This window comes from Zoogloea sp. (assembly GCF_044344315.1).
Lineage (GTDB): Bacteria > Pseudomonadota > Gammaproteobacteria > Burkholderiales > Rhodocyclaceae > Zoogloea.
The window spans coordinates 1-22,826 of the sequence record NZ_JBIJDC010000049.1 but is presented as its reverse complement, the minus strand read 5'-3'; the positions used below and the strand labels follow the sequence as shown (position 1 = coordinate 22,826).

The window sequence follows — 22,826 nt, the reverse complement described above, 5'->3', positions numbered from 1 at the left end:
TGTTGCGTTGTTCGTGTGGGCCGTTGGGCGGGCCGGCGGGCGGTTGCAGAACGGCTTTCCGTTGTTTGGTGTTGCGTTGGCCGGGTCTCGCCCCGGCGGGCGACCTACTTCTTTGCGTCGCCAAAGAAGTAGGCAAGAAAGGCGACCCGGCCATCCCGGTCATCCGCTTAGCGGATGACTCCCCTGCGCTGCTCGCAACAGGCGGCCGGCGCGGAACTCGCCCTTCGGGCTCAGACAGCCGCGCCGGACTTCCCCGCCTGTTGCTGCGCTGCTCGGCGGGATGGAACGGGCTTTGGCCGGGCACCGAGCCTTTACTGGAACCTGAGGCGACGTGCTTCCGGCTTGCCGATCCGTAGGTCGGGTTGGCCCGCAGGGCGTAACCCGACATCGGAGGGCTTCCTGCCTTAGAGCATTTCCACCGCCAGGGCCGTGGCTTCGCCGCCGCCGATGCACAGGCTGGCGATGCCGCGCTTGCCGCCGGTCTGCTTGAGGGCGCCGAGCAGGGTGACGATGATGCGGGCGCCGGAGGCACCGATGGGGTGGCCCAGGGCGCAGGCGCCGCCGTGGATGTTCACCTTGGCCGGGTCCAGGGCCAGGTCGCGGATGGCGGCCATGGTGACGACGGCGAAGGCTTCGTTGATCTCCCACAGGTCCACATCACCGGCAGTCCAGCCGGCCTTGTCGAGGAGCTTCTGCATGGCACCCACCGGGGCGGTCGGGAAATTGGCGGGCAGGCCGGCATGGTTGGTGTGGCCGACGATGCGGGCGATGGGCTTGGCGCCGAGCTTTTCGGCGGTGGAGGCGCGCATCAGCACCAGGGCGGCGGCGCCATCGGAGATGGAGCTGGAGTTGGCGGCGGTCACCGTGCCGTCCTTCTTGAAGGCCGGCTTGAGGCCGGGGATCTTCTCGATGCTGGCCTTGGGCGGCTGCTCGTCGTCGGCGATGGTCACGTCGCCCTTGCGGCCGGCTACGGTGACGGGGGCGATCTCCCACTGGAAGGCGCCGCTCTTGATGGCGGCCTGGGCGCGGGTGGTGGAGGTGATGGCCCAGGCGTCCTGCTCTTCACGGGTGAAGCCGTAGTTGCCGGCACAGTCTTCGGCGAAGGTGCCCATCAGGCGACCATTGGTTTCCTTGCCGTAGCGATCTTCCAGACCGTCGAAGAACATGTGGTCGAGCATCTGGCCGTGGCCCAGGCGGTAGCCGCCGCGGGCCTTGGGCAGCATGTAGGGGGCGTTGGACATGGACTCCATGCCACCGGCGATGATCACGTCGTTGCTGCCGGAGAGCAGCAGGTCATGGGCCAGCAGGGTGGCCTTCATGCCGGAGCCGCACACCTTGTTGATGGTGGTGCAGCCAGCGGTCAGCGGCAGGCCGCCATTGAGGGCAGCCTGGCGGGCCGGGGCCTGGCCGAGGCCGGCGGGCAGCACGCAGCCGAAGATCAGTTCCTGGACCGCATCGGCGGGCAGGCCGGCGCGCTCGACGGCGGCCTTGATGGCGACGCCGCCCAGCTGGGGCGCGGTGAGGCTGGTGAAGTCACCCTGGAAACCCCCCATGGGGGTGCGGGCGGCGGCGACGATGACGACGGGATCGTGAGTGCTCATGGCAGAACCTTTCTGAATTCGATGGGGCGGGGGAGGGGCCGGCAGCTTACTTGGCGGCCATGCGGATGGCGCCGTCGAGGCGGATCACCTCGCCGTTCAGGTAGCTGTTGCTGAAGATGTGCTCGACCAGTGCGGCGTATTCGGCCGGCTTGCCCATGCGCGAGGGGAAGGGAACCATCTTGCCGAGGGCGTCCTGCACGTCGGCGGGCATGCCCAGCAGCATCGGGGTTTCCATGATGCCCGGGGCGATGGTCATCACGCGGATGCCGGAGCGGCACAGCTCGCGGGCGATGGGCAGGGTCATGGCCACCACGCCGCCCTTGGAGGCGGCATAGCCGGCCTGGCCGAGCTGGCCGTCAAAGGCCGCCACCGAGGCGGTGCTGACGATCACGCCGCGCTCGCCGCCGGCATCGGCTTCGTTCTTGCTCATGATCTCGGCGGCCAGGCGGATCATGTTGAAGCTGCCCACCAGGTTGATGTTGATGGTGCGGGCAAAGCTCTCCAGCTTGTGCGCGCCATCGCGGCCGACCACCTTTTCGGCCGGCGCCACGCCGGCACAGTTCACCAGGCCGCGCAGGGTGCCCAGCTCGACGGCCGCGGCAAAGGCGTCCTTGGCGCTCTCCTCGCCGGTCACGTCGGTGGCGACGAAGCGGGCATTGGCACCCAGTTCGGCGGCCAGGGCCTCGCCGGCCTCCTTGTTCACATCGGCCAGCACCACCTTGCCGCCACGGGCGACGATCATGCGCGCCGTTGCAGCACCCAGGCCCGAACCGCCGCCGGTCACCACGAATACGTTGTTGTTGATCTCCATGTGTTTCTCTCCTCTTTTTTCTGGCTGATGGGACATCCGCGCGATGCGCGACGTGGGGCGCAGTCTAGGGACAAGCGCCACGGCGCTCCATGCCTAAAACGCTCATTGTGGATGGTAGAATTTGCCATACCAAGGGAATGCGAAAGTCTGTCATTTCATGTTGCGGCGCAGCGTCGCAATGCCCGTCCCCCATGGCATCTCCCCTCCTGCCTCCATGAATGCCCCGATGAGCGAGCCCACGCCCGACAAGGGCACCATCTCCATCCGTTTTGTCCGTGAGGCGCTGGTGGGCGTGCGGGAGCGCGGGCTCGACGCGGAGGCGCTGCTGGAGCATGCGGGCATCTCGCCGGAGCTCCTCAACGCACCCCAGGCGCGGGTCTCGTCGGCCCACTTTGGCATGCTCTGGCACCGGGTGGCCCAGGCCATGGATGACGAGTTCTTTGGCATGGACAGCCACCGCATGAAGGCCGGCAGCTTCACCCTGTTGTGCCACAGCGTGATCCACTGCGTGTCCCTGGAGCGGGCCCTGCGCCGGGCGCTGCGTTTCTTCCGCCTGGTACTTGACGATTTCGAGGGTGTGCTGGTGCGCGACGGCGATACCGCCCGGGTGGTGCTGGCAGAGCGGCAGGGCGCGCCGCGCCGGGCGTTTTCCTACGGCACTTTTTTGATCATGATTCACGGGCTGGCCTGCTGGCTGATCGGCCGGCGCATTCCCCTGAGTCATGCCAGCTTCCGCTGCCCCGAACCGGATTTCAGCCCCGAGTGGCAGGTGCTGTTCTCCCCGGATCTGCGCTTTGGCGAAGCCGAAACCGAAATCGTCTTCCCGGCCGAGTTTCTCGACATGGCCAACGTGCAGAACGAGCGCACCATGAAAGTCTTCCTGCGCAGCGCGCCGGCCAACTTCCTGGTCAAGTACCGCAACAGCGATGGCCTGGTCGCGCGCATCCGACGCCAGTTGCGGCACATCCCGCCGGACACCTGGCCCGACTTCGAGACCCTGGCCCAGCAACTGCACTTTTCAGCCTCCACCCTGCGCCGCCACCTGATCGACGAGGGCCAGTCATACCAGTCGATCAAGGATGACCTGCGCCGCGACCTGGCCATCAGCCAGCTCAGCCATTCCGACAAGTCGGTGCTCGACATCGCCCTCGATCTCGGCTTTGCCGAGGCCAGCGCCTTCCATCGGGCGTTCAAGAAGTGGACCGGTGCCCGGCCAGGGGAATACCGGCGCGCCCTGACCGAGCAATAGACACCGGAAAGGACTGCACCCATGGCCGCCGACATCCCTGAAGATCCGTCATCGCGCCATTTCCGCTTTCCGCTCCACGTCCACATCTCGACCCTGTTTTTCCTGCTGGTGTTGCTGGCCGGTGGCAGCATCGCCGCGTTCTCGTACTTTCGCAGCGCAGAGATGCTCGAACGGGCCGGCGGCGACCTGCTGACCCGTATCTCCCGCCAGACCGTGGCCGAAACGGAGAGCCTGCTGGGGCCGGTTGAGGCGAGCGTGCGCCTGCTGGCCCTGAACGCCGTGAGCCAGGCTGCCAGCCTCCCCGAGCGCCGCGCCGGGCTGGCGGTGTTGCGTGAGGCCCTGCGCGCCACCCCGTCGGTGTCGGCCTATTACGTCGGCTACGCCACGGGGGATTTCTTCATGCTGATGCGTCTGGTCGACGACGCTGACCGGCGCCTGGTGGGGGCCCCTGCCGGCGCCGCCTACCTGATCCAGAGCATTGCCGGGCAGGAGGGGCAGTTCATCCACCTGGACGCCGATCTGCATGAACTCCGCGCCGACCCGCGGCCCGACTACCCGACCCTTTATGACCCGCGTAAACGCAGCTGGTACGTGCAGGCCCAGGGCAGGGGCGACCCGGTGCAGACGGAGCCCTACCTGTTCGCCTCCACCCGCCGCCTGGGCGTGACCGTGGCCCACCGGGTGGCCGGCGGCCGGGCCGTGGTGGGGGCCGACATCCGCCTCGCCACCCTCGACGAAACCCTGCGCCGCCAGCGCATCACGCCGGGCTCGCAGCTGGTGCTCTTCGATGCGGCCCAGCGGGTGGTGGCCTGCTCCGAGCCCGGCTGGCTGCAGCCCGAGGCGGCGGGTGGCCAGATCGAGCGGCCCCGCCTGTCCGGGCTGGCCCACGGCGGCGTGGCGGCCCTGGCGCGTCAGGCGCCCCAGGCCGGAGTCCGGGAAGACCAGACCCTGGCCGCCTTCGACGGCGCCGGGCGCAGCTGGCATGGCGCTGTGGCCAGCCTGCCGGTGCGGGGCGGGCAGGCCCTCTACCTGGGGGTGGCCATCCCCGATGACGAGCTGCTCACCGACGCCCGCAACATCCGCGATCGGGCCATTCTGGTGACCCTGCTGGTGATCCTGCTGGCGCTGCCCTTCACCTACGGGGCGGCCCGGCTGGTGTCGCGGCCGATCCGCGAACTGGCCCGCGAAGCCGCGGCGATCCGGCGCTTCGACTTTGCCGGCGAGGTGGTGACCCGCTCGGTGGTGCGCGAAGTGGATGATCTGGCCCGGGATCTGGCCTCCATGAAGGGCTCGGTACGGCGCTTCCTCGACATTGCCTCGGTGATGGCCGAAGAGCCGGACTTCGAGCGCCTGCTGCCGCGCCTGGTGGACGAGACGGTGGGCGTGGTGGGGGCCCGTGCCGGCGTGCTCTACCTGGCCCGGGACGACGGTGACGGCCTGGACGCGGCCAGCGTGCGGGATGCCGCCGGGCACAGCCTGCCCCTGGCCGACGCGCCACCCGGGCCGGCCATGGCCAGCCTGGTGCCCGAGGGCGAGCGCTCCGGCGTCGGGCGTTCGGTGGGGGACATCGGTGGCACGGGGCTGTTCGCCACCCTGGGCGCCAGCACCATGGCCTATCTGGCGGTGCCCCTGCTCGACCGCAAGCACGACCGGGTGGGCCTGCTGGTGCTGTGGTTCGACGAGGCCCCCGACCGGGACCTGGTGCATTTCGTCGAGGCCCTGTCGGGATCGGCGGCGGTGTCGGTGGAAACCCGCTCCCTGATCCGTGCCCAGAAGCAGCTCTTCGAGGCCTTCATCCAGCTCATCGCCGGCGCCATCGACGCCAAGAGCCCCTACACCGGCGGCCACTGCGCCCGGGTGCCGGAGCTCACCAAGATGCTCGCCCGCGCCGCCTGTGACGCCACCGACGGGCCTTACCGCAACTTCAGCCTGGACGACGAAGACTGGGAGGCCGTGCACATCGCCGCCTGGCTGCACGACTGCGGCAAGGTCACTACCCCGGAGTATGTGGTGGACAAGGCCACCAAGCTGGAAGCCATCCACGACCGCATCCACGAGATCCGCATGCGCTTCGAGGTGCTCAAGCGCGACGCGGAGATCGCCTGCTGGCAGGCCGTGGCCGGGGGGGCTGACCCCGGCACCGAGCAGGCCACCCTGGCGGCAAGCCTCGCCGCCCTCGACGCGGAGTTCGCCTTTGTGGCTGCCTGCAATGCCGGTGGCGAGGCCATGGACCCGGCCGACGTGGTGCGCCTGCAGCGCATTGCCGCGCGCACCTGGCTGCGCACCCTGGACGACCGCCTCGGCGTGTCCGCCGAAGTCCTGCGCCGCATGGGCCCCGGCCCGGCCCTGCCGGTGCGCGAGGCCTTGATCGACGACAAGCCCGAGCACCGCATCCCGCGCAGTCTCGAGGACGCCATCCCCGCCGACAACCCCTGGGGCTTCCGCCTCAAGGTACCGGAGCTGCTCTACAACCGGGGGGAGCTGACCAACCTGTGCATCGACCGGGGCACCCTCACCGAGGAGGACCGCTTCAAGATCAACGAGCACATCGTGCAGACCATCCGCATGCTCTCCGAGCTGCCCTTCCCGCGCCATCTCCGGGCAGTACCGGAGATCGCCGGTGGTCACCACGAGAAGATGGACGGCAGCGGCTACCCCCGCGGCCTGACCCGCGAGCAGATGAGCCCGATGGCCCGCATGATGGCCATCGCCGACATCTTCGAAGCCCTCACCGCCGTCGACCGCCCCTACAAGAAGGGCAAAAGCCTGTCCGAAGCCGTCGGCATCATGGCCCGCATGCGCGACGCCGGGCACATCGACCCCGATCTGTTCGCCCTGTTCCTGCAGTCCGGGGTGTACCGCCGCTACGCCGACCGTTTCATGGCCCGGGCCTGTGTGGATGAGGTGGACGTTGCGGCCATGCTGGCCCAGGCAGGGGCCTGAAGTCCCTCGGTCGGATCACCTGATGGGTGAGTTTGAAGGGCGTCATGGCAGGTGCTGACGGCGGCCGGAGGGACTGTGGGGGCGACTTCAGTCGCCCGCGGACTTTGATCAAGGGCGGGCCCGGGATTGGCGCGCGGATGGGCGACTGAAGTCGCCCCTACCCATCGCCCCGCCGCATCGACCAGCAGACGACGCGTCAAACGGGGTAAAACCGGGTGAATTCAACCTCATGGTTCGTTCTGCTCACCGAGACGCAAACACAAAAAAGGGCGGCCGCAGCCGCCCTTGGTATCGCTTTGAGCCCGCTCAGCCTGCCAGGTTGGCCGCCGCCAGTGCCGTCAGCCAGCCTCCGGCCACCACACCCGCCGGAAACAGCAGCCGGGTGCGGGTACGGAAAGGGTAGCTCTCCACCCGGTAATGAAACTGGTGCCCGCCGATAACGCTCACCACCACCGCCAGCACCATCCCCATGGCGTTGATCACCGGGTTGGCCGGGAAGGCGACGCTGACCAGCATGTTCACCAAAAGGCAGAGGGGGAAGTGCACCAGGAACACCGAGTAGGAGATCCGGCTCAGGTGCACCACCGCCGCAGGGACCGGCAGGGTGTTCAGGAAGCCGTGCTGACGGGCCAGGCCGAGAAACAGCATGACGCCCGTGGCAACGGCGATGCGGGCGCGGAAATCCACCACCAGCGCGGCCACGGCGACGGCCGTCAGCAGGGCCAGCCAACGCCCGGCGCGGGGCTGGCTGCTTGCCCACCAAGCCAGGATGCCCAGGCCGAAGGCGCCAAAAAAGTACAGGGCCGTCTCGTCCCAGTAGGCGTCCCGGTTGAAGCCGAACAGGGAGGCCAGGGTCAGCAGCGCGATCAGCAGCGGGGCCACGACGGCCAGCGCCGGTTGCCGTTCGGCCAGACGCGAGGGCAGCCACAGCAACAGGATGGCCAGGGCAAAGAGCTGGAAGTCGATGGCCACATACCAGACGCCGGCGGACAGGGCCTCCTGGTCCAACAGGTCGTGGAGCAGCAGCACGTGGGCCAGCAGTTGCCCCAGATCCGGGGCTGCCGAGATGGATTCATGCTCCATCCACACGCTGGCCACCGCCGAACAGGCCACGGCCAGCAGCAGGGCCGCGGAGTAGGGCACCACCAGGCGAGTGTAGCGCTGGAGCAGCACCGGCAGCGGTGACAGCTTCACCGGCAGGCCCGCCGGTGCAAACTTGGCTGCGAACAGGAAACCGGAAACGACCAGGAAGATCTGCACGGCCATCCGGGCGTATTCATCGAGCCATTGCACCAGCGTTGGCATCAAAGGGCGGGCGACATCGCTCATGGGGCCGTAGAAGGCCAGGTGATGCATGACGATGGCGAGGCAGGCAAAGGCCTTCAGCGCATCGATGGCGGGCATTCTTGTTGTTTGTTTGGGCATGGACGGCAAGGTGAAACCGGGCATCAAAAAAGCACCGGGGCAGACCATGGGCCCGCCCCGGTGGTGACAGTGTGCAGTGCACAACGCCTGACACCCGGTGAAAGATGACCGGGTATTGCTTAAATTCTGCGGAAGGGGGGGAAAAACGCTGAGTTTGGCGCGATTCACCTGGTGCCAAACACGGCCTTACCGTGCGAGCGCCGACAAAATGAGCGGGGACTGAAAGAGGGCTCTAGTCAGCGAGTCGATACTGACCATTCTCGAACCACGACGCGTCAAAGCCGGGCTTGAGAAGTACCGATCGGGTGACAAGTTGGCCGTGGGGCTGAGCGCGCCCCAGGTATTTGACCAAGGTGCTTTCGTCCTCACTCAGTAAGTGGCTGATGCCTTCACATTCGCACTGGGCGATGATCTTGAAATCATCCTTTACGCGCACACGATCATCGGTGGGATCGCGCGACAATTGCCGGATCAGAAGACCGCAACGCATGGCGTGGTCGACATTGAAGGGCAGCACGACCAGATTGCGCAATGGGAGGTCGTTGATGGCTTGCTTTACCTGAAATTCCGAGATCACGATGGTCGACAGGTACATCGGTATCTGCCGATGCACGCATTCACGGAAATACTGCTGAGCGGCTGCGTGCTGCGGTCTGGCGGGATCGGCCAAAGTGATCAGGAAGCTGGTGTCCAGCAGGACGCTGTTCAATGCTCCCCTCCCCGCAATTCATCGACCCAGATGGTGGGGCTGCCCACGTCCTTCCAGGCACTTGCGCCGCGCCGGGTCAGGCGTTCCAGGTCGGCTTCGTCTACTTGGTTGCTGTGCTCAACGAACTCCAGCAGGCGGGCATTGCGTAGCTCACGGGTCAGCACGTTGTATTCGGCGGTGATGCGCAACATGGCCATCTTGTAGAGCCGGTTCACCTTGTCTTCGCGCAGCAAGCCCTTCTCGGTAGTGATGCGCAGCGTGGAACCGTCAGGCAGTCGAATGTGAGCGTTGGCCTTGGTGACACCCCCCAGATCCTGAATCTCGCCACGCACATAGCGCTCCACCTGCACCCACTGGTCGGCATCGTCACCCCGATAGTCGGAGTCAGCGCTGACCACGACAGGGCTTTGCATGAAGGGGGCTGAAATCGTGTAGGCGACCCCTTGAGTCTGGCGGGCCGCCTTTTGCCAGCGCTCCACGACTTCTTTTCTCTTGGCGTCGAGGCTGTCCAGCAGCTGGCCCTCCAACATTGCCTGGAGGTCGGCAAACAGCCGTGGAGCTACCATGATGGGCGTGGTCTGGATGGCGAGAGAGCCTTTGCAGATCGCGACTTCCAGGTTCTGCGTGTCGATCTCTTTGGCTTCTCCCCTCAGGAAGGTCTGCACGTCTTCGGCAAACCGGGCCAGATCGGCTAGGCGAACACGCTCCGGGGTGGTTTCGTAACCTCCCGAATGATCTTCAAGTGCCAGGGTGATGCGTTGTGCTTCCATAGGGTCATTTTACGAGTAACGGCATCTAAAGTAACCCTTGAGAAGACTGCCTCCCGCACAGAACGCGCGGGAGGTTGGATGGAGCCTGACTTACGGCTTGTACGCTTCCACTGCGATGGTCAGCTTTACGTCGTCGCCCACGTAGGGGGCGTACTTGCCGGCGTTGAATTCGCTGCGCTTGATGGTGGCGGTGGCGTTGGCGCCGCAGGCGTCCTTCTTGAGCATGGGGTGGGGCATGCAGTGGAAGGACGTGACGGTCAGGGTGACGGGCTTGGTGATGCCCTTGACGGTCAGGTTGCCTTCGATGGTGGCGGGCTTGTCGCCGTCGAAGTTCACCTTGGTGGACTTGTAGGTGATGGTGGGGTACTTGGCGGTGTCGAAGAAGTCTTCGCCCTGGATGTGCTGGTTGAACAGGGGGTAGCCGGTGTTCACCGAGGTGGTGTCGATGGTGACGTCCACGGAGCCGGTCCGGGCGGCCTTGTCGAGGGTGATGCTGCCGGTGGTCTTGTCGAAGCGGGACTGCTGCAGGGAGTAGCCGAAGTGGCTGTACTCGAAGCGCGGGAAGGTATGGGTGCCTTCGATGGTGTAGGTCTCCGGGGCGGCGAAGGCGGCGGTGGACAGGGTGGCTGCGATGGCCAGGGTGATGAGTTTCTTCATGCTGTTCTCCGTTTTACTGGGTTTGGTTATTGGGGTTGAGGCGGGCTTACTTCTTGGCGGCGGCGTTGGCTACCACGTGGAACTTGATCTCGATCTCGTTGGCGACGGCGGACACGTCGGCCCAGGGGCCTTCGCCGATGTTGTAGTCCATGCGCTTGAGCACGAAGCCACCGTCGAAGACGCCGCTGGCGCCTTCCTGCTTGAAGGTGAAGGGGGCGACCACGTCGCGGGTCTGGCCCTTGATGGTCATCTTGCCGAGGGCTTCGTAGCGGTTGCCGCCCAGGGCCTTGACCCCGGTGGACACGAACTTGGCGGTGGGGAAGGCCTTGACGTTGAACCACTGCTTGCCCACCACCTCGTCGTTGGCGTCCTTGGAGCCGGCATCGATGCTGGCCAGGTCGATCTCCAGGGTGGTGCTGGCGGCAGTGGGCTTGGCCGGGTCGAAGGCGATCTGGCTGGTGAAGCGCTTGAAGTTGCCCGGGACGGGCACGCCCATCTGCTTGGACGAGAAGGCCAGGCTGCTCTTGCCGGCATCCACCTGGTTGAACTCGACGGCGTGGGCGGTGCCGGCCAGCAGCAGGGCGGCGGTCAGGGTGAGGGTGCGGATCTTCATGATTTTTCCTTGGAGTTGTTCGTTCATTTGCCGAAGGGCAGCATGCGGCGCAGGGTGCCGTCCCGGTCGATGATCACGTGCTTGAGGGCACCGGCCACGTGCAGGCCGACCAGCGCCAGCAGGCCGAAGTTGAGGGCTTCGTGGACGCCTTTGAGCAGGTCGCCCAGATCTTCGCTCTTGCCCACCAGGTCGGGCAGGGGCAGCACGCCGAAGTACACCACCTGGAAGCCCTTGGCCGAGCTCATCAGCCAGCCCGACAGGGGCACCAGGAACATCAGCAGGTAGAGCAGGTGGTGGGTGCCCTCGGCGATGCGGTGTTGCCAGGCGGGCATGGGCAGCGGGGCCGGCGGCCGGTGGGTGATGCGCCACAGGATGCGCGGCACGAAGAGCAGCAGCACGGTGATGCCGATCCACTTGTGATACGAGTAGAGCTTGAGCTTGGTGGGCGACAGGGGCAGCTCGTGCATGTAAACGCCCAGGGGGAAGGCCACCAGGATCAGGGCGGCGATCACCCAATGGGCGGCGATGGCGGGCCCGGTGTAGCGCGGTGTCGGGAAGTTCATGTTCAGTGCTCCGGGTTGAAGGGGGCGGGACTGGCGTCCTGCCAGAGATAGGCGTCCATGGCCAGACCGCCGTAGGTGTATTCCGGTTCCAGGTGTAGGGGTATTTCGCCGGGGGTGGCGGCGCCCAGGGCCGAGAACAGGGGTAGCAGGTGTTCCTCGCTGGGGTGGGCGGCGGCACCGTGGGCGGACTGGCGTCGGTAGTCGAGCAGGGCCGGTCGGTCGTCCCGGGCCAGGGCCTCGCCCAGCCAGGCGGCAAAGGCCTGGGCGGCTTCCACGGGTTTGCTGTTCTCGCCCCAGGTGAGCCAGCCGAAGTTGTGGGTGACCGCGCCGGAGGCGAGGATAAGCACGCCCTCGTCCCGCAGGGGGCGCAGGGCGGCGCCGATGCGCCGGTGCCAGTCTGTGCCGGCAGAGGGCTGCAGGGCGAGCTGCACCACCGGGATGTCGGCCTGCGGATACATGGCCTTGAGGGGAATCCAGGCGCCGTGGTCCAGGCCCCGGTCGGGCGTCTCGGCGCAGGGCAGGGCCGCCGCGGCCAGGAGCTCGCGCACCCGGGCGGCAAGGGCCGGGGCGCCGGGCGCGGGGTATTCCATGGCGTAGAGCGCGTCGGGGAAGCCGCCGAAGTCATGGATGGTGTCGGGGCTTGCGGCGGTGCTGACGGTCGGCTCGCGGGCGGCCCAGTGGGCCGAGATCACCAGGATGGCCCGGGGGCGGGGCAACTCGGCGCCCAGGCGCTGCCAAAGGGCCACGCTGGCACCGGGTTTGAGCAGTACGTCGGGCGCGCCATGGGAGACGAAGAGAACAGGGTGACGGGGGCTCATGCGGGGCTCCTCGGGGCGAAGTATTCGTGGATCAGGCAGTCCAGGGACTTGGGCGGATGGCCCACCAGCGCAGCGAAATCGCTGCTGGTGGCTGCCAGACGACCGGCGGCGACGCTGACGAACCGCTCGGTCAGCGCGCTGGCGAACCAGCCGGGTACGCCCTGGGCCACAAGGCTGCCGGCGTAGGCCTCGGCCGACACGTCCTCGTAGGACAAGGGGCGGCCGCTCACCCGGGCGATACGGGCGGCGATGTCGGCATAGTCCAGGGCGGTTTGCCCGGTGAGTTCATACATATGCTTGTCCAGGCGCGGGGCCAGCGCGGCGGCGGCGATGGCCTGGGCCAGTTCGTCGCGGGACACCAGGCTCACCCGCCCCGTGCCAGCGGGCAGGCGCAGCACGCCCTGGGCCAGGGCCGGCTCGGCAAGCTGGCGCAGGTCGTCGGCGTAGAGGGTGTTGCGCAGCACGGTGTGGGCCACACCGCTGTGTGCCAGCGCCGCTTCCGTTTCCTGGTGGGCACGGGCGAATCCGCTCGGGCTGTCGGCATGCGCATCCAGCGAGCTGGTGTACAGGATGTGGCTGACGCCAGCCGCGAGGGCCGCATCGATGGCCTGGCGGTGCCGGGCACTGCGCTGAGCCGCGGGGCCGTCGGTGGACACCAGCACCAGGCGGCGGATGCCGGCAAAGGCGGCGGCCAGGGAGTCGGGCTGGTCGAAGTCGGCCTGCCGGACGATCACCCCGCGGCTGGCCAGTTCGTTGGCCCGGGCCGCGTCGCGCACGCTCACGCCCAGCCGTCCGTCGAGCAGCGAGGGCTCGCGGGCGATGAGGTGCTGGACGATGCGCCGGCCAAGCTGGCCGTTGGCGCCGGTGACGAGGATCACGGTGGCTTCCCTGGTTCAAGAATTCGATGGGCGTACTTTAGGCTTTCGATTCGGCTTGAAATAGCCTTTAATAGGGAATTATTTGTTGCCAAATATGAAACAATGGATCGACTCGATGGCATGGCGGTGTTCATCCGTGTGGCGGAGGCCGGCAGTTTCACCGCCGTCGCCGAGCATCTGGGCCTGGCCCGTTCGGCGGTGACGCGCAGCATTGCCGCCCTTGAGGCACATCTGGGCGTCAAGCTGATCGCCCGCAGCACCCGCAGTCTCAAGCTCACTGCCGAAGGCGAGGTCTACCTGGAGCGCTGCCGCGAGATCCTGGCGCTGGTGGACGCCGCCGAGGGCGACCTGTCCGGCGACGACCGGACGCCGCGGGGGCCGATCCGCATCAGCGTGCCGGTGAGCTTTGGCGTTCGCCACCTGGCGCCCCTGGTGGCGGACTTCATCACCACCTTTCCCGGGGTGAACCTGGACATCGACTTCAACGACCGCCAGGTCAATCTCATCGAGTCGGGCCTCGACATGGCCATCCGCATCACCACCCAGCTCGACCCGACCCAGGTGGCCCGGCGCATCAGCACCTCGCGCCTGCTGACCCTGGCCTCCCCCGAATACCTGGCCCGCCATGGCCGGCCGCAGACCCCCGCCGATCTGGCGGCCCACCAGTGCCTCGGCTATACCGGCACCGCCCGCGCCACCTGGCCTTACCGGATCGATGGCGAGATGCAGTGGGTGCCGGTTCAGGGCCGGCTGCAGGCCAACAGCGGCGATGCCCTGGTGGATGCCTGCCAGCGTGGCCTGGGCATCGTCCGCCAGCCCAGCTTCATCGCCGCGCCGGCCATCCGCGCCGGGCTCCTGGAGGTGCTGCTGGTGGATTTCCCCGGCCCTGAGCTGGGCATCCATGCGGTATTTCCCAGCAACCGCTACCTGCCGACCCGGGTGCGCGCCCTGGCCGACTACCTGGCCGAGCGCATCGGCCCCTCGCCCTACTGGGACGCCGGTCTGCCCTGAACGGGCAATCATGTTGCATTGCGGGGTGGGGGATCTTTGCTATAACACCATCATCACCGGCCCTGACAGAGAGTCCCGCCTTCGCCACGAGAGCGCGCAACGCGCCAGACGGAAGCGGGGGGCGCCGGCATGCAGTCTTCCGGAATAGGGGATGCATCCATGAAGCGCACTGCTCTGGCCGTTTTGGCCGTTTTTGCGATCCTGTCCGCTTACCTCGCCTTCAGCCCCGAGAATGGGCCAGCACCGGCTGCAGCACCGGCTTACGCGGCCGATGCGCCGGTGGCGCCCTCGCCCCCGGTGGCTGCGGTGCCCGACCCGGGCATCCAGGACCAGGACCTGCCCTACCGGGAAGCCTGTGCCCGGGAGGGGTTGAGTGAGTCCGAATGCGTCGGCCGCCTGATCTGGTTCAAGGCCACCGGCGGCAACGAACGCTTCCACACCTACACCTTCCAGCAGCGGGTCGGCGTGCTGGTGGACTGGTTCCGCGTGCTGCGGGCCGACCAGCGCAATGACCGCTTCTGGGCCTGGGGCATCATCAATGACCCGTCCTGCTGCACCCCGGGCTCGGAGGGGTGCCCGGCCAAGTCCCTCGACGAAACCTACGGCTTCGACTGGTGCCCCGGTGACGACGTGCTCCTCAAGTATGTGGGCAAGGCCGGCTATGTGGACCCGGCCTGCGGCCTGAAGGACGCTGCCCTCGACCCGGACGACCCCCACAGCCAGGGTGGCAAGGCCGACCAGCGCCACAGCGCCTGTGACCTCAACTTCGGCACCTCTACCGGTGCCCTGGGCATCCGCAAGTTCCCCAACCCGCGCTTCGACGCCGCGCGCTGGGCCGCCGTGAATGGCGGAAATGCCGGCTGGTCCGGCTTCAACCGCAAGATGGACAGCGTCACCGGCCTGGAGTCCGACAGCCGGGTCAGCAAGCTGGCCGATGCCTCCATCGAGCCGCCCTTCCTGATCGGCACCTCCTGCGGCTCGTGCCACATCGCCTTCGACCCCCTCAACCCGCCGGCTGATCCGGCCCACCCCAAGTGGGAGAACATCAAGGGCCTGGTGGGCAACCAATACACCCGCATGTCCGAGCTGCTGGGCTCCGGCATGCACAAGACCGCCCTCGAGTACCAGATGTTCGCCCACGCCCGCCCGGGCGTCACCGACACCTCGGCCATCTCCCACGACCAGGTGAACAACCCCGGCACCATCAACGCGCTGATCAACGTGGCCCAGCGCCCGGTGTTCAAGGGCGAGGCGGTGAGCAAGTGGCGCAAGGTGGCCCAGTGCGGCGCCGAAAAGGACGAGGCCAAGTGCTGGTGCGAGCCCGGCCGCCAGGGCAAGTGCTGGCAGTTCGGCACCCGCAACGACGACGTGACGCCGGTCTTCCTGGGCGGCACCAAGGTCAATCTGCCCGGCGTGCATCACATCCTCAAGGGCGGCGAGGATTCCACCGGCGCCCACGAGGCCATCCAGCGGGTGTATTTCAACATCGGTTCCTGCGCCGAGCAGTGCTGGGTCAATCACTTCACCGACATGCGCCAGGTGGACCCGGAGCAGCGTGGCTTTGGCCAGACGCCCTTCAACGTGGGCCAGTGCCGGCGCGATTGCCCGAGCTTCCGGGCGGTGGAAGACCGCCTGCAGAACCTCCTCGACTTCTTCGCCTCGGCCGAATCCGACGAAACCGACCTGCACGCCGCCCGCGCCAACGCCCGCAAGGCCAAGAGCCCGGCGGCGGCCTATACCCGCGCCGACCTGGTGGCCGATCTGGAGAAGGAGTTCGGCAAGGGTGCCGTGGCCCGGGGGCAGGCGGTGTTTGCCGACAACTGCGCCCGCTGCCATTCGAGCATCCCCGAGGCCGAGGGTGGCCCCTTCAAGAGCCGCGACTTTGCCGCCCCCAACGAGGCCCACCCGCGCAAGGTGCGTGCCGACTTCCTGGGCAACGACCAGGCTGTGCCGGTGACCGAGGTGGGCACCTTCCGTTGCCGGGCCCTCCATTCCAACCACATGGCCGGCCACCTCTACATGGAGTACGGCGCCGAGAGCATGCGTGGCCGCGGCGTGGTGGCCGACATCCCCGAGCCCGAGACCCTCAAGAACGGTGGCCGGGGCTACCTGCGCAACATCTCCCTGGTGAATGTGTGGAGCACCGCGCCCTTCATGCACAACAACGCCATCGGCCCGGAAATCTGCGGCAAGCCCGCCAACAAGGACAACGACTTCCACCGTGCCCGCTACGCCGACGCCGACAACCGCCTGCTGGCCAGCCAGCCCGAATGCCTGCGCTACGACCCCAGCGTGGAGGGGCGTTTCGACCTCTACAAGCGCTCCATGCACGAGCTGCTGCACCCGGGTGAGCGGGGCCGCAAGATCACCCTGACCAACGCCGACCTGCTCATCGACCTGGGCATCCGCCCCCTCGAAGGCAAGACCGAAAAGCCCCTGGGCGGCTTCGGCCAGGTGAAGATCCCCATGGGCGTGAGTGCCGGCTTCCTGAACGGCCTGCTCCACAAGCAGCTCATCGGTGATCTCTTCCTGGCCAAGCGCGACCCGGCCCGGCTGGAGGCCGCCGGCAAGAAGGACCTGGTCCCCACCCTGCAGGGCATCGCCGACGACGTGCTGAAGAACCCGGCGCGCTTCGTGGAGATCCTGCGCGAGAAGCGCGACTTCCTGGCCGCCCACTACCAGACCTGCGACCAGCTGGTGGAAAACGAGGGCCACCGCTTCGGCGAGGACCTCTCCGAAGCCGACAAGAAGGCCGTCACCGCCTTCCTTGCCACCCTGTGAGAGGAGCCGCCGCCATGCTTGCCCGCAACCTTGCCCTCTCCCTGTGTGCCGCCCTGGGCCTCGCCGCCTGCAGCAAGGACGTGCCCCCGCCCAACATCGCCTTCGCCCCCTGGGACAAGGCCTACGCCTCCAAGCAGGACCTGGCCCAGGTGGACTACGCCCACCCTCTGTCCACCGCCGAGGTCGCCCGCATCACCCCGGAGTGGCTGGCCACCCTCGACCAGGAACAGATCGACCAGATCTACGCCCGGCTCACCGCCGGCCCCATCCCCGATGGCGCCTTCGACGGCAAGATCCTGCTGCCCCGGGGCGGCACCGGCAAGTTCCGCCTGTCGGAGATCGTCGGCGGCTTCACCGGCATGGGCCTGCACCTGAAGGGCCTGGTGCTGGAGGACGTGGGCGAGACCCTGTGGCGCGGCAAGGTCTTCTACCGCAATGAGCGGGTGCTGCGGAACCGCATCGAAGACCTCTCCCTGCTCAAGAAGATGGGCCTGGTGAAGGGTGACCCGGCCAAGATGAACTTCGAGGGCAAGGAGACCTGGCTGCTCTTCCCGGCCAAGCTCTACTGCGGGCAGAGCCTGCTCGATGCCCGGCGCGAATCCATCATCATCGACTACTTTTTCACCGACGAGATCGCCGGCTACCAGGAGAACCCCGACTTCCTGGCCGGCCGCCGCGGCCTGCGGGTGCGCGACGAGATCCGCATGATCCGCCCCGGCTTCTACCTGGGCCGGGCCTACCTGGACAAGGCCTTCGCCCTCAACTTCACCCTCTATAACAAGGCCATGGACGAGCAGGGGCGCGACGCCTTCGTGAAGACCGGCCAGGTGCAGGAAGACTGCTGGTCCGGCACCCAGCCCCGCAAGGTGCTGGCGGCGGCCGGCGGTTGAGGGGCGGCGGGGTGGAGCGCCATGATGAGCCGCTGCCTGGCATGGCAGGCCCGGTTGCTGGCCGGGTTGGTCGCGATGGGGCCGCTGTGGGCCGCCGAATTGTCCACGCATCTGCCCGCTGACCCACCCACCGGACCGGCCTGGGTGAGCGACCCGGCCCGGCCTGGCGAACACCTGCCCGTGGCGGGGGCGTCCCTGTTCGATGCCCTGTTTGCCACCCCTGGCGGTACCCACGCCATTCCCTTTCCCTTCGAGCGCCTGCTCGCCCGCATCGATGCCGAACTGGCCCGCGACCCGGCCAGCGCCCTGCCGCCGTTGAAGGCCGTGTTGATCCCCCTGGGGCGCTCCCTGCAACGCAGCGCTGCCGCACCTGACTACTTCCGCTTCCCCCGCGTGGTGGTGGGGGTGGATGCGCCGCCGGCTCCCGGCTCGCCCTGGCTGCTCAAGGACAGGCTGTATATCGGCTACCTGGAGAAATCCGCCGTGCTCGAAGTCATCAGCTACAACGAAGGTGCCGGGCGTTTCGAGTTCCAGCTGGTCAAGGACTACCGGGCCGGCGGCAACCCGCAGGTGTATTACGCCAACCGCAACATCTGCATGGCCTGTCACCACAACGCGGCGCCCATCTTCTCCCGCGCCCTGTGGGACGAAACCAACGCCAACCCGGCCATCGCTGCCCGCCTGGTGGCGGAGGGGCGCAGTTTTTACGGTATCGCCCCGGCCCGCGGGGTGGACATGCCCTACGCCATCGACAACGCGGTGCGCCGGGCCAACCGCCTGGCCCTGACCCAGCGCCTGTGGCAAGAGGGCTGTGGCCCGGCGGCGGCCGGGCAGCGCTGCCGCGCCGGGCTTCTCGAGGCGGCCCTGCGCCTGCGCTTGGCCGACGGGCTGAGCCTGCCGCCCGACGCCGCCGTCGCCCCCGAGGCCGCCGCCACCCTGCGCCGCAACGCCGCCCGTCGCTGGCCGGGTGGGCTGGCCCTGGGGCGCCCCGACCTGCCCAATCGCAACCCCCTGCAGGGCCTGGCCGACGGGCTGGACGACGGGCTGGACGACGGGCTGGACGATTCCGCTGCCCGCATCGCCCGTTCCCACGTGGCGGCGCCCTTCGACCCCCTGCTGCCGCGCCCGCCCGATACGGTGTGGCGGGCCGATGCGCCGGGGGCCGTCCGCGAGGCGGTGGCCGGGGTGGCCGAGTTTGTGGCCGATGGCTACTGGCTGCGTCTGCAGGCTGCCCTGGCCCGCCGGGGTGCAGCATTGCCGCGCACCGAGCACATCCTGAGTTGTGAAGCGGTGCCCGCGTCGCGGGCTTCCCGCTGCCGCGGGGCAGGGGGCGCCAGCCTCGTCCTGGACCCGGCCAACCGGCGCATTCAGGGCCTGAGCCTGGCCGGCGAGCCACCGCGGGCGCCCTTTGCCCTGAGCGCCCGGCCGGACCTGCGCCTGGCCGGCGGCGACGTGTTGGAGCGCATGGATGCAAGCGGGCTACGCGGGGGAGAAGGTCCGCTGCGCCTCCGCCTGCGGGCCGACAGCCAGGCCCTGGCCGCGGCCATCTCCCGCCTCGCCGCGGTGCCGAGCTTGCTGGATGAACAGCCCCTGCCGCGCCGCGCCCTGGTGGCGGCGCTGCTCGATGCGCTGGGCGATCCGCTGCCTGCCCTGGCGGACCGGCCCCGGCCCCCGGCCCGGTTGGAGCTGCCTGCCGGTGGTACGTCAGCCCAGCTGGGGGTACCCGCCGCCCTCGCCGGTTTCCATGCCTGGTGCGCTGCCTGCCACCTGAGCGCCGAGTCTTTTCCGCCCAACTTCCTGCTCGGGCCGGCCAATGCCCTGGAGACCCGCATCCGCCAGTGCGCGCCGCGCATCTACGTACGCCTGGCCATGGCCCGTCTGCCCCCTGCTGCCCGGGCCAAGACGCCCATGCCCCCGGAAACCCTGCTGCCAGCCTTCCGCAGCCATGCTGCGGCCTGGGCGGCGAGCCCCGAACGGGCCGCCCTGGAGGCCGGCGTGGCGGCCATGCTGAAGGCCGAGAGCGGGCGCGACCCCGATCCCGAAACCCTGCTGGCCAGGGGCTACGAGGCCTTACGCCCGTGCCTGGCCCCTGATCGCTGATCCCGAGGAGGCGTCCATGCCCCACCGAGCCGAGATTCCCCCCGCCCCCTGGAAGCGGCGCTTCCTGTTTCTGTTTGCCTTCACGGTGCTGCTGCCGGCGGCCATCCTGCTGTGGCTGGCCGGGCGCTTCGGGGGCGACATCCCGGTGGACTACGCCGATCCGGTGGAGCACTTCAAATACGGCTCCACCGGCGGCGAGCACGAGATGGGCTTTCCCTACTGGATCTGGCGCGCCCTGCCCGAGGTGTGCAGCCAGTACCTGCCGGGGCCCGGCTACCAGTCCATCGGCATGCTCTACGAGAAGAGGCCCGACGGCAGCCTGCGCGACCTGCCGGTGGGCACCTCGCGGCGGCGCTACCAGGGGGTGGATCGGGTCTTCGTGAACTGCGCCGTGTGCCACACCAGCACCGTGCGCACTGCCGCCGGCCAGCCGCCGGTGCTGGTGCCGGGCATGCCGGCTGCCCAGTTCAACATGAAGGCCTTCGAGGAGTTCTTCTTCCGCTGCGCCGCCGACCCGCGCTTCTCCAAGGAATACCTGATCCCCGAGATCCAGCGCCAGGGCGCCGACCTGGACCTCCTCGACCGCTACCTGGTCTATCCGCTGGCCATTTCCATCATGCGCGACCGGGTGCTGGCCCTGAAGGGGCGCTTCGAGTGGGTTTTCGAGCAGAAGGCCTGGGGGCCGGGTCGGGTGGATACCTTCAATTCCGCCAAGGTGATCTTCAACTTTCCGATGCACCGCCTCGATCCGAAGGAGTTCGATGCGCCGGCCGACTTCCCGTCCCTGTGGCTGCAGCGTCCGCGCCGGGAACCCCGCGCCATGGAGCTGCACTGGGACGGCAACAACACCGACATGACCGAGCGCAACAAGAGCGCCGCCTTCGGCACCGGCACCACCCCGCCCACCATCGACCTGCCGCGCATCCGCCGGGTGGAGGAGTGGATTCTTGACGTGGAGCCGCCAGCCTTCGGCAAGTTCTTTCCGCTGGATCCAGCCCTCGCCGCCCGGGGGGCGCCGATCTACGCCGAGTACTGCGCCGCCTGCCACGGCGCCAGCGGGCGGGATTTCAGCGGCCCCTACGTGGGTCGGGTCACGCCCCTGGCCGAGATCGGCACCGACCGCCGCCGCCTGGATTCCTACACCTACACCCTGGCCGTGAACCAGGCCACCTTGTATGCGGGCTACCCCTGGCGCTTCACCCAGTTCCGCAAGACCCACGGCTACGCCAACATGCCCCTGGACGGCATCTGGCTGCGGGCGCCTTACCTGCACAACGGCTCGGTGCCCAGCCTGCGTGATCTGCTGGAACCTGCGGCACGCCGTCCGGCCGTGTTCTGGCGCGGCAACGACGTATTCGACCCTCACAAGGTCGGCTTCGTCTCCGATCAGCCCGAGGCCCAGGGGCGCGCCCTGTTCCGCCTAGACACCACCGAGCCGGGCAATGGCAACGGCGGTCACGAAGGGCGGGCCTATGGCACCGAACTCTCCGCCGACGACAAGCTCGCCCTCGTCGAATACCTGAAGACCTTCTGACCGGGAGCCTGCCATGTCCTTCCCCCTCTCTCCCCAGCGCCGCATCTGGCTGCGCGCCGCCCTCGCCGCGCTGGTCCTGTTGCTGGTGGCGGGCGCCTACCTGGGCTGGAGCCGCGGCTTCCGCGAGGAGCCCCAGCCGGCCTGGGTCTTCGAGTCGGGGGAGAGCCGCTTCCGCTATGGCTCCATCGGCGCCGAACACGATGCCGGCATCCCCTATTGGATCTTCTACGTGTTGCCCCGCGTCTTTCCCGAGAAGTTCCGCCAGGACGGGCAGCAGGTGGCGGGGGGCTACGCCGCCCTGGGCGTGGCCTGGGAGCAGGGGCAGGAGCTGCCCGTCGGCTTCACCAAGAAGACCATCGGCTTTCCCCGGGTCGGGAACAACTGCGCCGCCTGCCACACCGCCAGCTACCGGCGCAGCGCCGATGCGAACCCGGTCTTCGTCAGCGGCGGGCCGGGGCACACGGTGAACATCGAGAACTTCTTCCGCCTGCTCATTGAGTGCGCCCGTGACCCGCGTTTCAACGCCGACATCCTGATGGCCGAGATCAACCGGGTGACCCACCTGGACGTGATCGACCAGCTGCTCTACCGCTTCGTGATCATCCCGGTGACCCGCAAACGCCTGCTGGAGCGGGAGGCCCAGTTTGCCTGGATCTTCCGCCCTGACTTTCCGGAATGGGGGCGGGGGCGGGACGACGGCATGAACCTGACCCGCTACTTCATGCTCAAGGCCCCCATGGACGACCGCTTCGGCCCTGCCGACATCCCCGCCGTGTGGAATCTGGCCAAGTACAAGGCCGAGACCGGGCAACTGCCCAACTACGCCGGCGACACCCACGACGTGCACTCCGTGATGATCGACTCGGCCCTGGGCGTGCTTGGCGCCGCGCCTGCCGACAAGGCGGACTTCCAGGCCCAGGTGAAGTGGCTGCAGGACTTCCTCAGCGCCCTCGCTCCGCCGGCCTATCCCTTCCCGGTGGATGCGGCCCGGGCTGCGGCCGGCAAGGCCGTGTTCGACGCCCACTGTGCTGCCTGCCACGCCAGCTCGCGTACCGGCACGCGAATGCCCCTGGCCGAGGTGGGCACTGACTCCGGGCGTCTCGACACCTGGGACAAGGCCTCGGCCATCGAAGCCAACCGGGTGGCGGCGAGCATGGGCATCACCCGCAAGGGGCTGGTGGAGGAAGACCTGCCGGGCTACAAGATCCCCTTCCTCGACGGCATCTGGCTGCGTGCGCCCTATCTCCACAATGGCGCCGTGCCCACCCTGCGCGATCTGCTCGAGCCGGTGGAGCGTCGCCCGCGGGTGTTCTGGCGTGGCTACGACGTGTTCGATCCGGTGAAGGTGGGCTTCGTCACCGATGGGGACGAAGCGAAGCGGGTGGGCACGCGCATGGACGTGAGCCAGCGGGGCAGTGGCAACCAGGGGCACGAGTTCGGCACAGGGCTGCCGGCGGCCGACAAGGAGGTGCT

18 protein-coding genes are annotated in these 22,826 nt (G+C 68.1%); 8 read left to right on the top strand and 10 right to left on the bottom strand.

Going from position 1 to position 22,826, the window contains the following annotated elements; translation table 11 throughout:
• Positions 1 to 404 precede the first annotated feature (404 nt).
• Positions 405 to 1,601, bottom strand: a complete 1,197-nt coding sequence (locus ACIQ09_RS12095) for an acetyl-CoA C-acyltransferase (protein ID WP_398309862.1) — start codon at positions 1,599 to 1,601, stop codon at positions 405 to 407.
• A 46-nt stretch (positions 1,602 to 1,647) separates the two neighbouring features.
• Positions 1,648 to 2,412 (bottom strand): 3-hydroxyacyl-CoA dehydrogenase, encoded by a 765-nt coding sequence (locus ACIQ09_RS12090; RefSeq protein ID WP_398309859.1) that lies wholly within the window; start codon positions 2,410 to 2,412, stop codon positions 1,648 to 1,650.
• A gap of 226 nt (positions 2,413 to 2,638) precedes the next feature.
• Between ACIQ09_RS12090 and ACIQ09_RS12085 the strand changes: the two genes are divergently transcribed.
• Positions 2,639 to 3,661 carry an AraC family transcriptional regulator gene (locus ACIQ09_RS12085; RefSeq protein WP_398309856.1) on the top strand — a complete coding sequence of 341 codons (1,023 nt, stop codon included), beginning with the start codon at positions 2,639 to 2,641 and terminating at the stop codon, positions 3,659 to 3,661.
• A gap of 21 nt (positions 3,662 to 3,682) precedes the next feature.
• Positions 3,683 to 6,604 (top strand): HD domain-containing phosphohydrolase, encoded by a 2,922-nt coding sequence (locus ACIQ09_RS12080; protein ID WP_398309853.1) that lies wholly within the window; start codon positions 3,683 to 3,685, stop codon positions 6,602 to 6,604.
• A gap of 306 nt (positions 6,605 to 6,910) precedes the next feature.
• Here the strand turns inward: ACIQ09_RS12080 and ACIQ09_RS12075 are convergent, their stop codons facing one another.
• The 8 genes from ACIQ09_RS12075 to ACIQ09_RS12040 form a co-directional block, all read right to left on the bottom strand.
• Positions 6,911 to 8,008, bottom strand: coding sequence for an acyltransferase family protein (locus ACIQ09_RS12075; protein WP_398309850.1), 1,098 nt, complete (start codon positions 8,006 to 8,008; stop codon positions 6,911 to 6,913).
• A 253-nt stretch (positions 8,009 to 8,261) separates the two neighbouring features.
• Complete coding sequence (locus ACIQ09_RS12070; RefSeq protein WP_398309847.1) at positions 8,262 to 8,738, bottom strand: type II toxin-antitoxin system VapC family toxin; 477 nt, start codon at positions 8,736 to 8,738, stop codon at positions 8,262 to 8,264.
• Positions 8,735 to 9,508, bottom strand: a complete 774-nt coding sequence (locus ACIQ09_RS12065) for a hypothetical protein (protein WP_398309844.1) — start codon at positions 9,506 to 9,508, stop codon at positions 8,735 to 8,737. Before ACIQ09_RS12065 ends, ACIQ09_RS12070 begins: the two co-directional genes overlap by 4 nt.
• A 90-nt stretch (positions 9,509 to 9,598) precedes the next feature.
• The gene (locus ACIQ09_RS12060) at positions 9,599 to 10,165 is read right to left on the bottom strand and encodes a YceI family protein (protein ID WP_398309841.1); all 567 of its coding nucleotides are present in this window, start codon (positions 10,163 to 10,165) and stop codon (positions 9,599 to 9,601) included.
• Between the two features lie 46 nt (positions 10,166 to 10,211).
• Positions 10,212 to 10,778: a YceI family protein gene (locus tag ACIQ09_RS12055; RefSeq protein ID WP_398309838.1), complete on the bottom strand. Its 567-nt coding sequence runs from the start codon at positions 10,776 to 10,778 to the stop codon at positions 10,212 to 10,214.
• Positions 10,779 to 10,801: 23 nt separating this feature from the next.
• On the bottom strand, positions 10,802 to 11,341 hold the full coding sequence (locus ACIQ09_RS12050) for a cytochrome b (protein ID WP_398309835.1): 540 nt from the start codon (positions 11,339 to 11,341) through the stop codon (positions 10,802 to 10,804).
• 2 nt (positions 11,342 to 11,343) lie between these two features.
• The gene (locus ACIQ09_RS12045; RefSeq protein WP_398309833.1) at positions 11,344 to 12,159 is read right to left on the bottom strand and encodes a DODA-type extradiol aromatic ring-opening family dioxygenase; all 816 of its coding nucleotides are present in this window, start codon (positions 12,157 to 12,159) and stop codon (positions 11,344 to 11,346) included.
• The gene (locus ACIQ09_RS12040) at positions 12,156 to 13,037 is read right to left on the bottom strand and encodes an SDR family oxidoreductase (protein WP_398309830.1); all 882 of its coding nucleotides are present in this window, start codon (positions 13,035 to 13,037) and stop codon (positions 12,156 to 12,158) included. Before ACIQ09_RS12040 ends, ACIQ09_RS12045 begins: the two co-directional genes overlap by 4 nt.
• A 102-nt stretch (positions 13,038 to 13,139) precedes the next feature.
• On the opposite strand from ACIQ09_RS12040, the gene ACIQ09_RS12035 reads away from it, so the two are divergent.
• From ACIQ09_RS12035 to ACIQ09_RS12010, 6 genes are all read left to right on the top strand, one after another.
• Positions 13,140 to 14,048 (top strand): LysR family transcriptional regulator, encoded by a 909-nt coding sequence (locus tag ACIQ09_RS12035; protein WP_398309827.1) that lies wholly within the window; start codon positions 13,140 to 13,142, stop codon positions 14,046 to 14,048.
• A 159-nt stretch (positions 14,049 to 14,207) separates the two neighbouring features.
• A complete protein-coding gene (locus ACIQ09_RS12030; protein WP_398309824.1) occupies positions 14,208 to 16,829 on the top strand; it encodes a cytochrome c in 2,622 nt (873 codons plus the stop codon).
• 14 nt (positions 16,830 to 16,843) lie between these two features.
• On the top strand, positions 16,844 to 17,719 hold the full coding sequence (locus tag ACIQ09_RS12025; protein ID WP_398309821.1) for a hypothetical protein: 876 nt from the start codon (positions 16,844 to 16,846) through the stop codon (positions 17,717 to 17,719).
• Positions 17,720 to 17,740: 21 nt separating this feature from the next.
• Positions 17,741 to 19,819, top strand: a complete 2,079-nt coding sequence (locus ACIQ09_RS12020; protein ID WP_398309818.1) for a hypothetical protein — start codon at positions 17,741 to 17,743, stop codon at positions 19,817 to 19,819.
• Positions 19,820 to 19,835: 16 nt separating this feature from the next.
• Positions 19,836 to 21,353, top strand: a complete 1,518-nt coding sequence (locus tag ACIQ09_RS12015) for a cytochrome c (RefSeq protein ID WP_398309815.1) — start codon at positions 19,836 to 19,838, stop codon at positions 21,351 to 21,353.
• 13 nt (positions 21,354 to 21,366) lie between these two features.
• Positions 21,367 to 22,826, top strand: a 1,460-nt coding sequence (locus tag ACIQ09_RS12010) for a c-type cytochrome (protein WP_398309812.1), incomplete at its 3' end; no start/stop codon positions are given.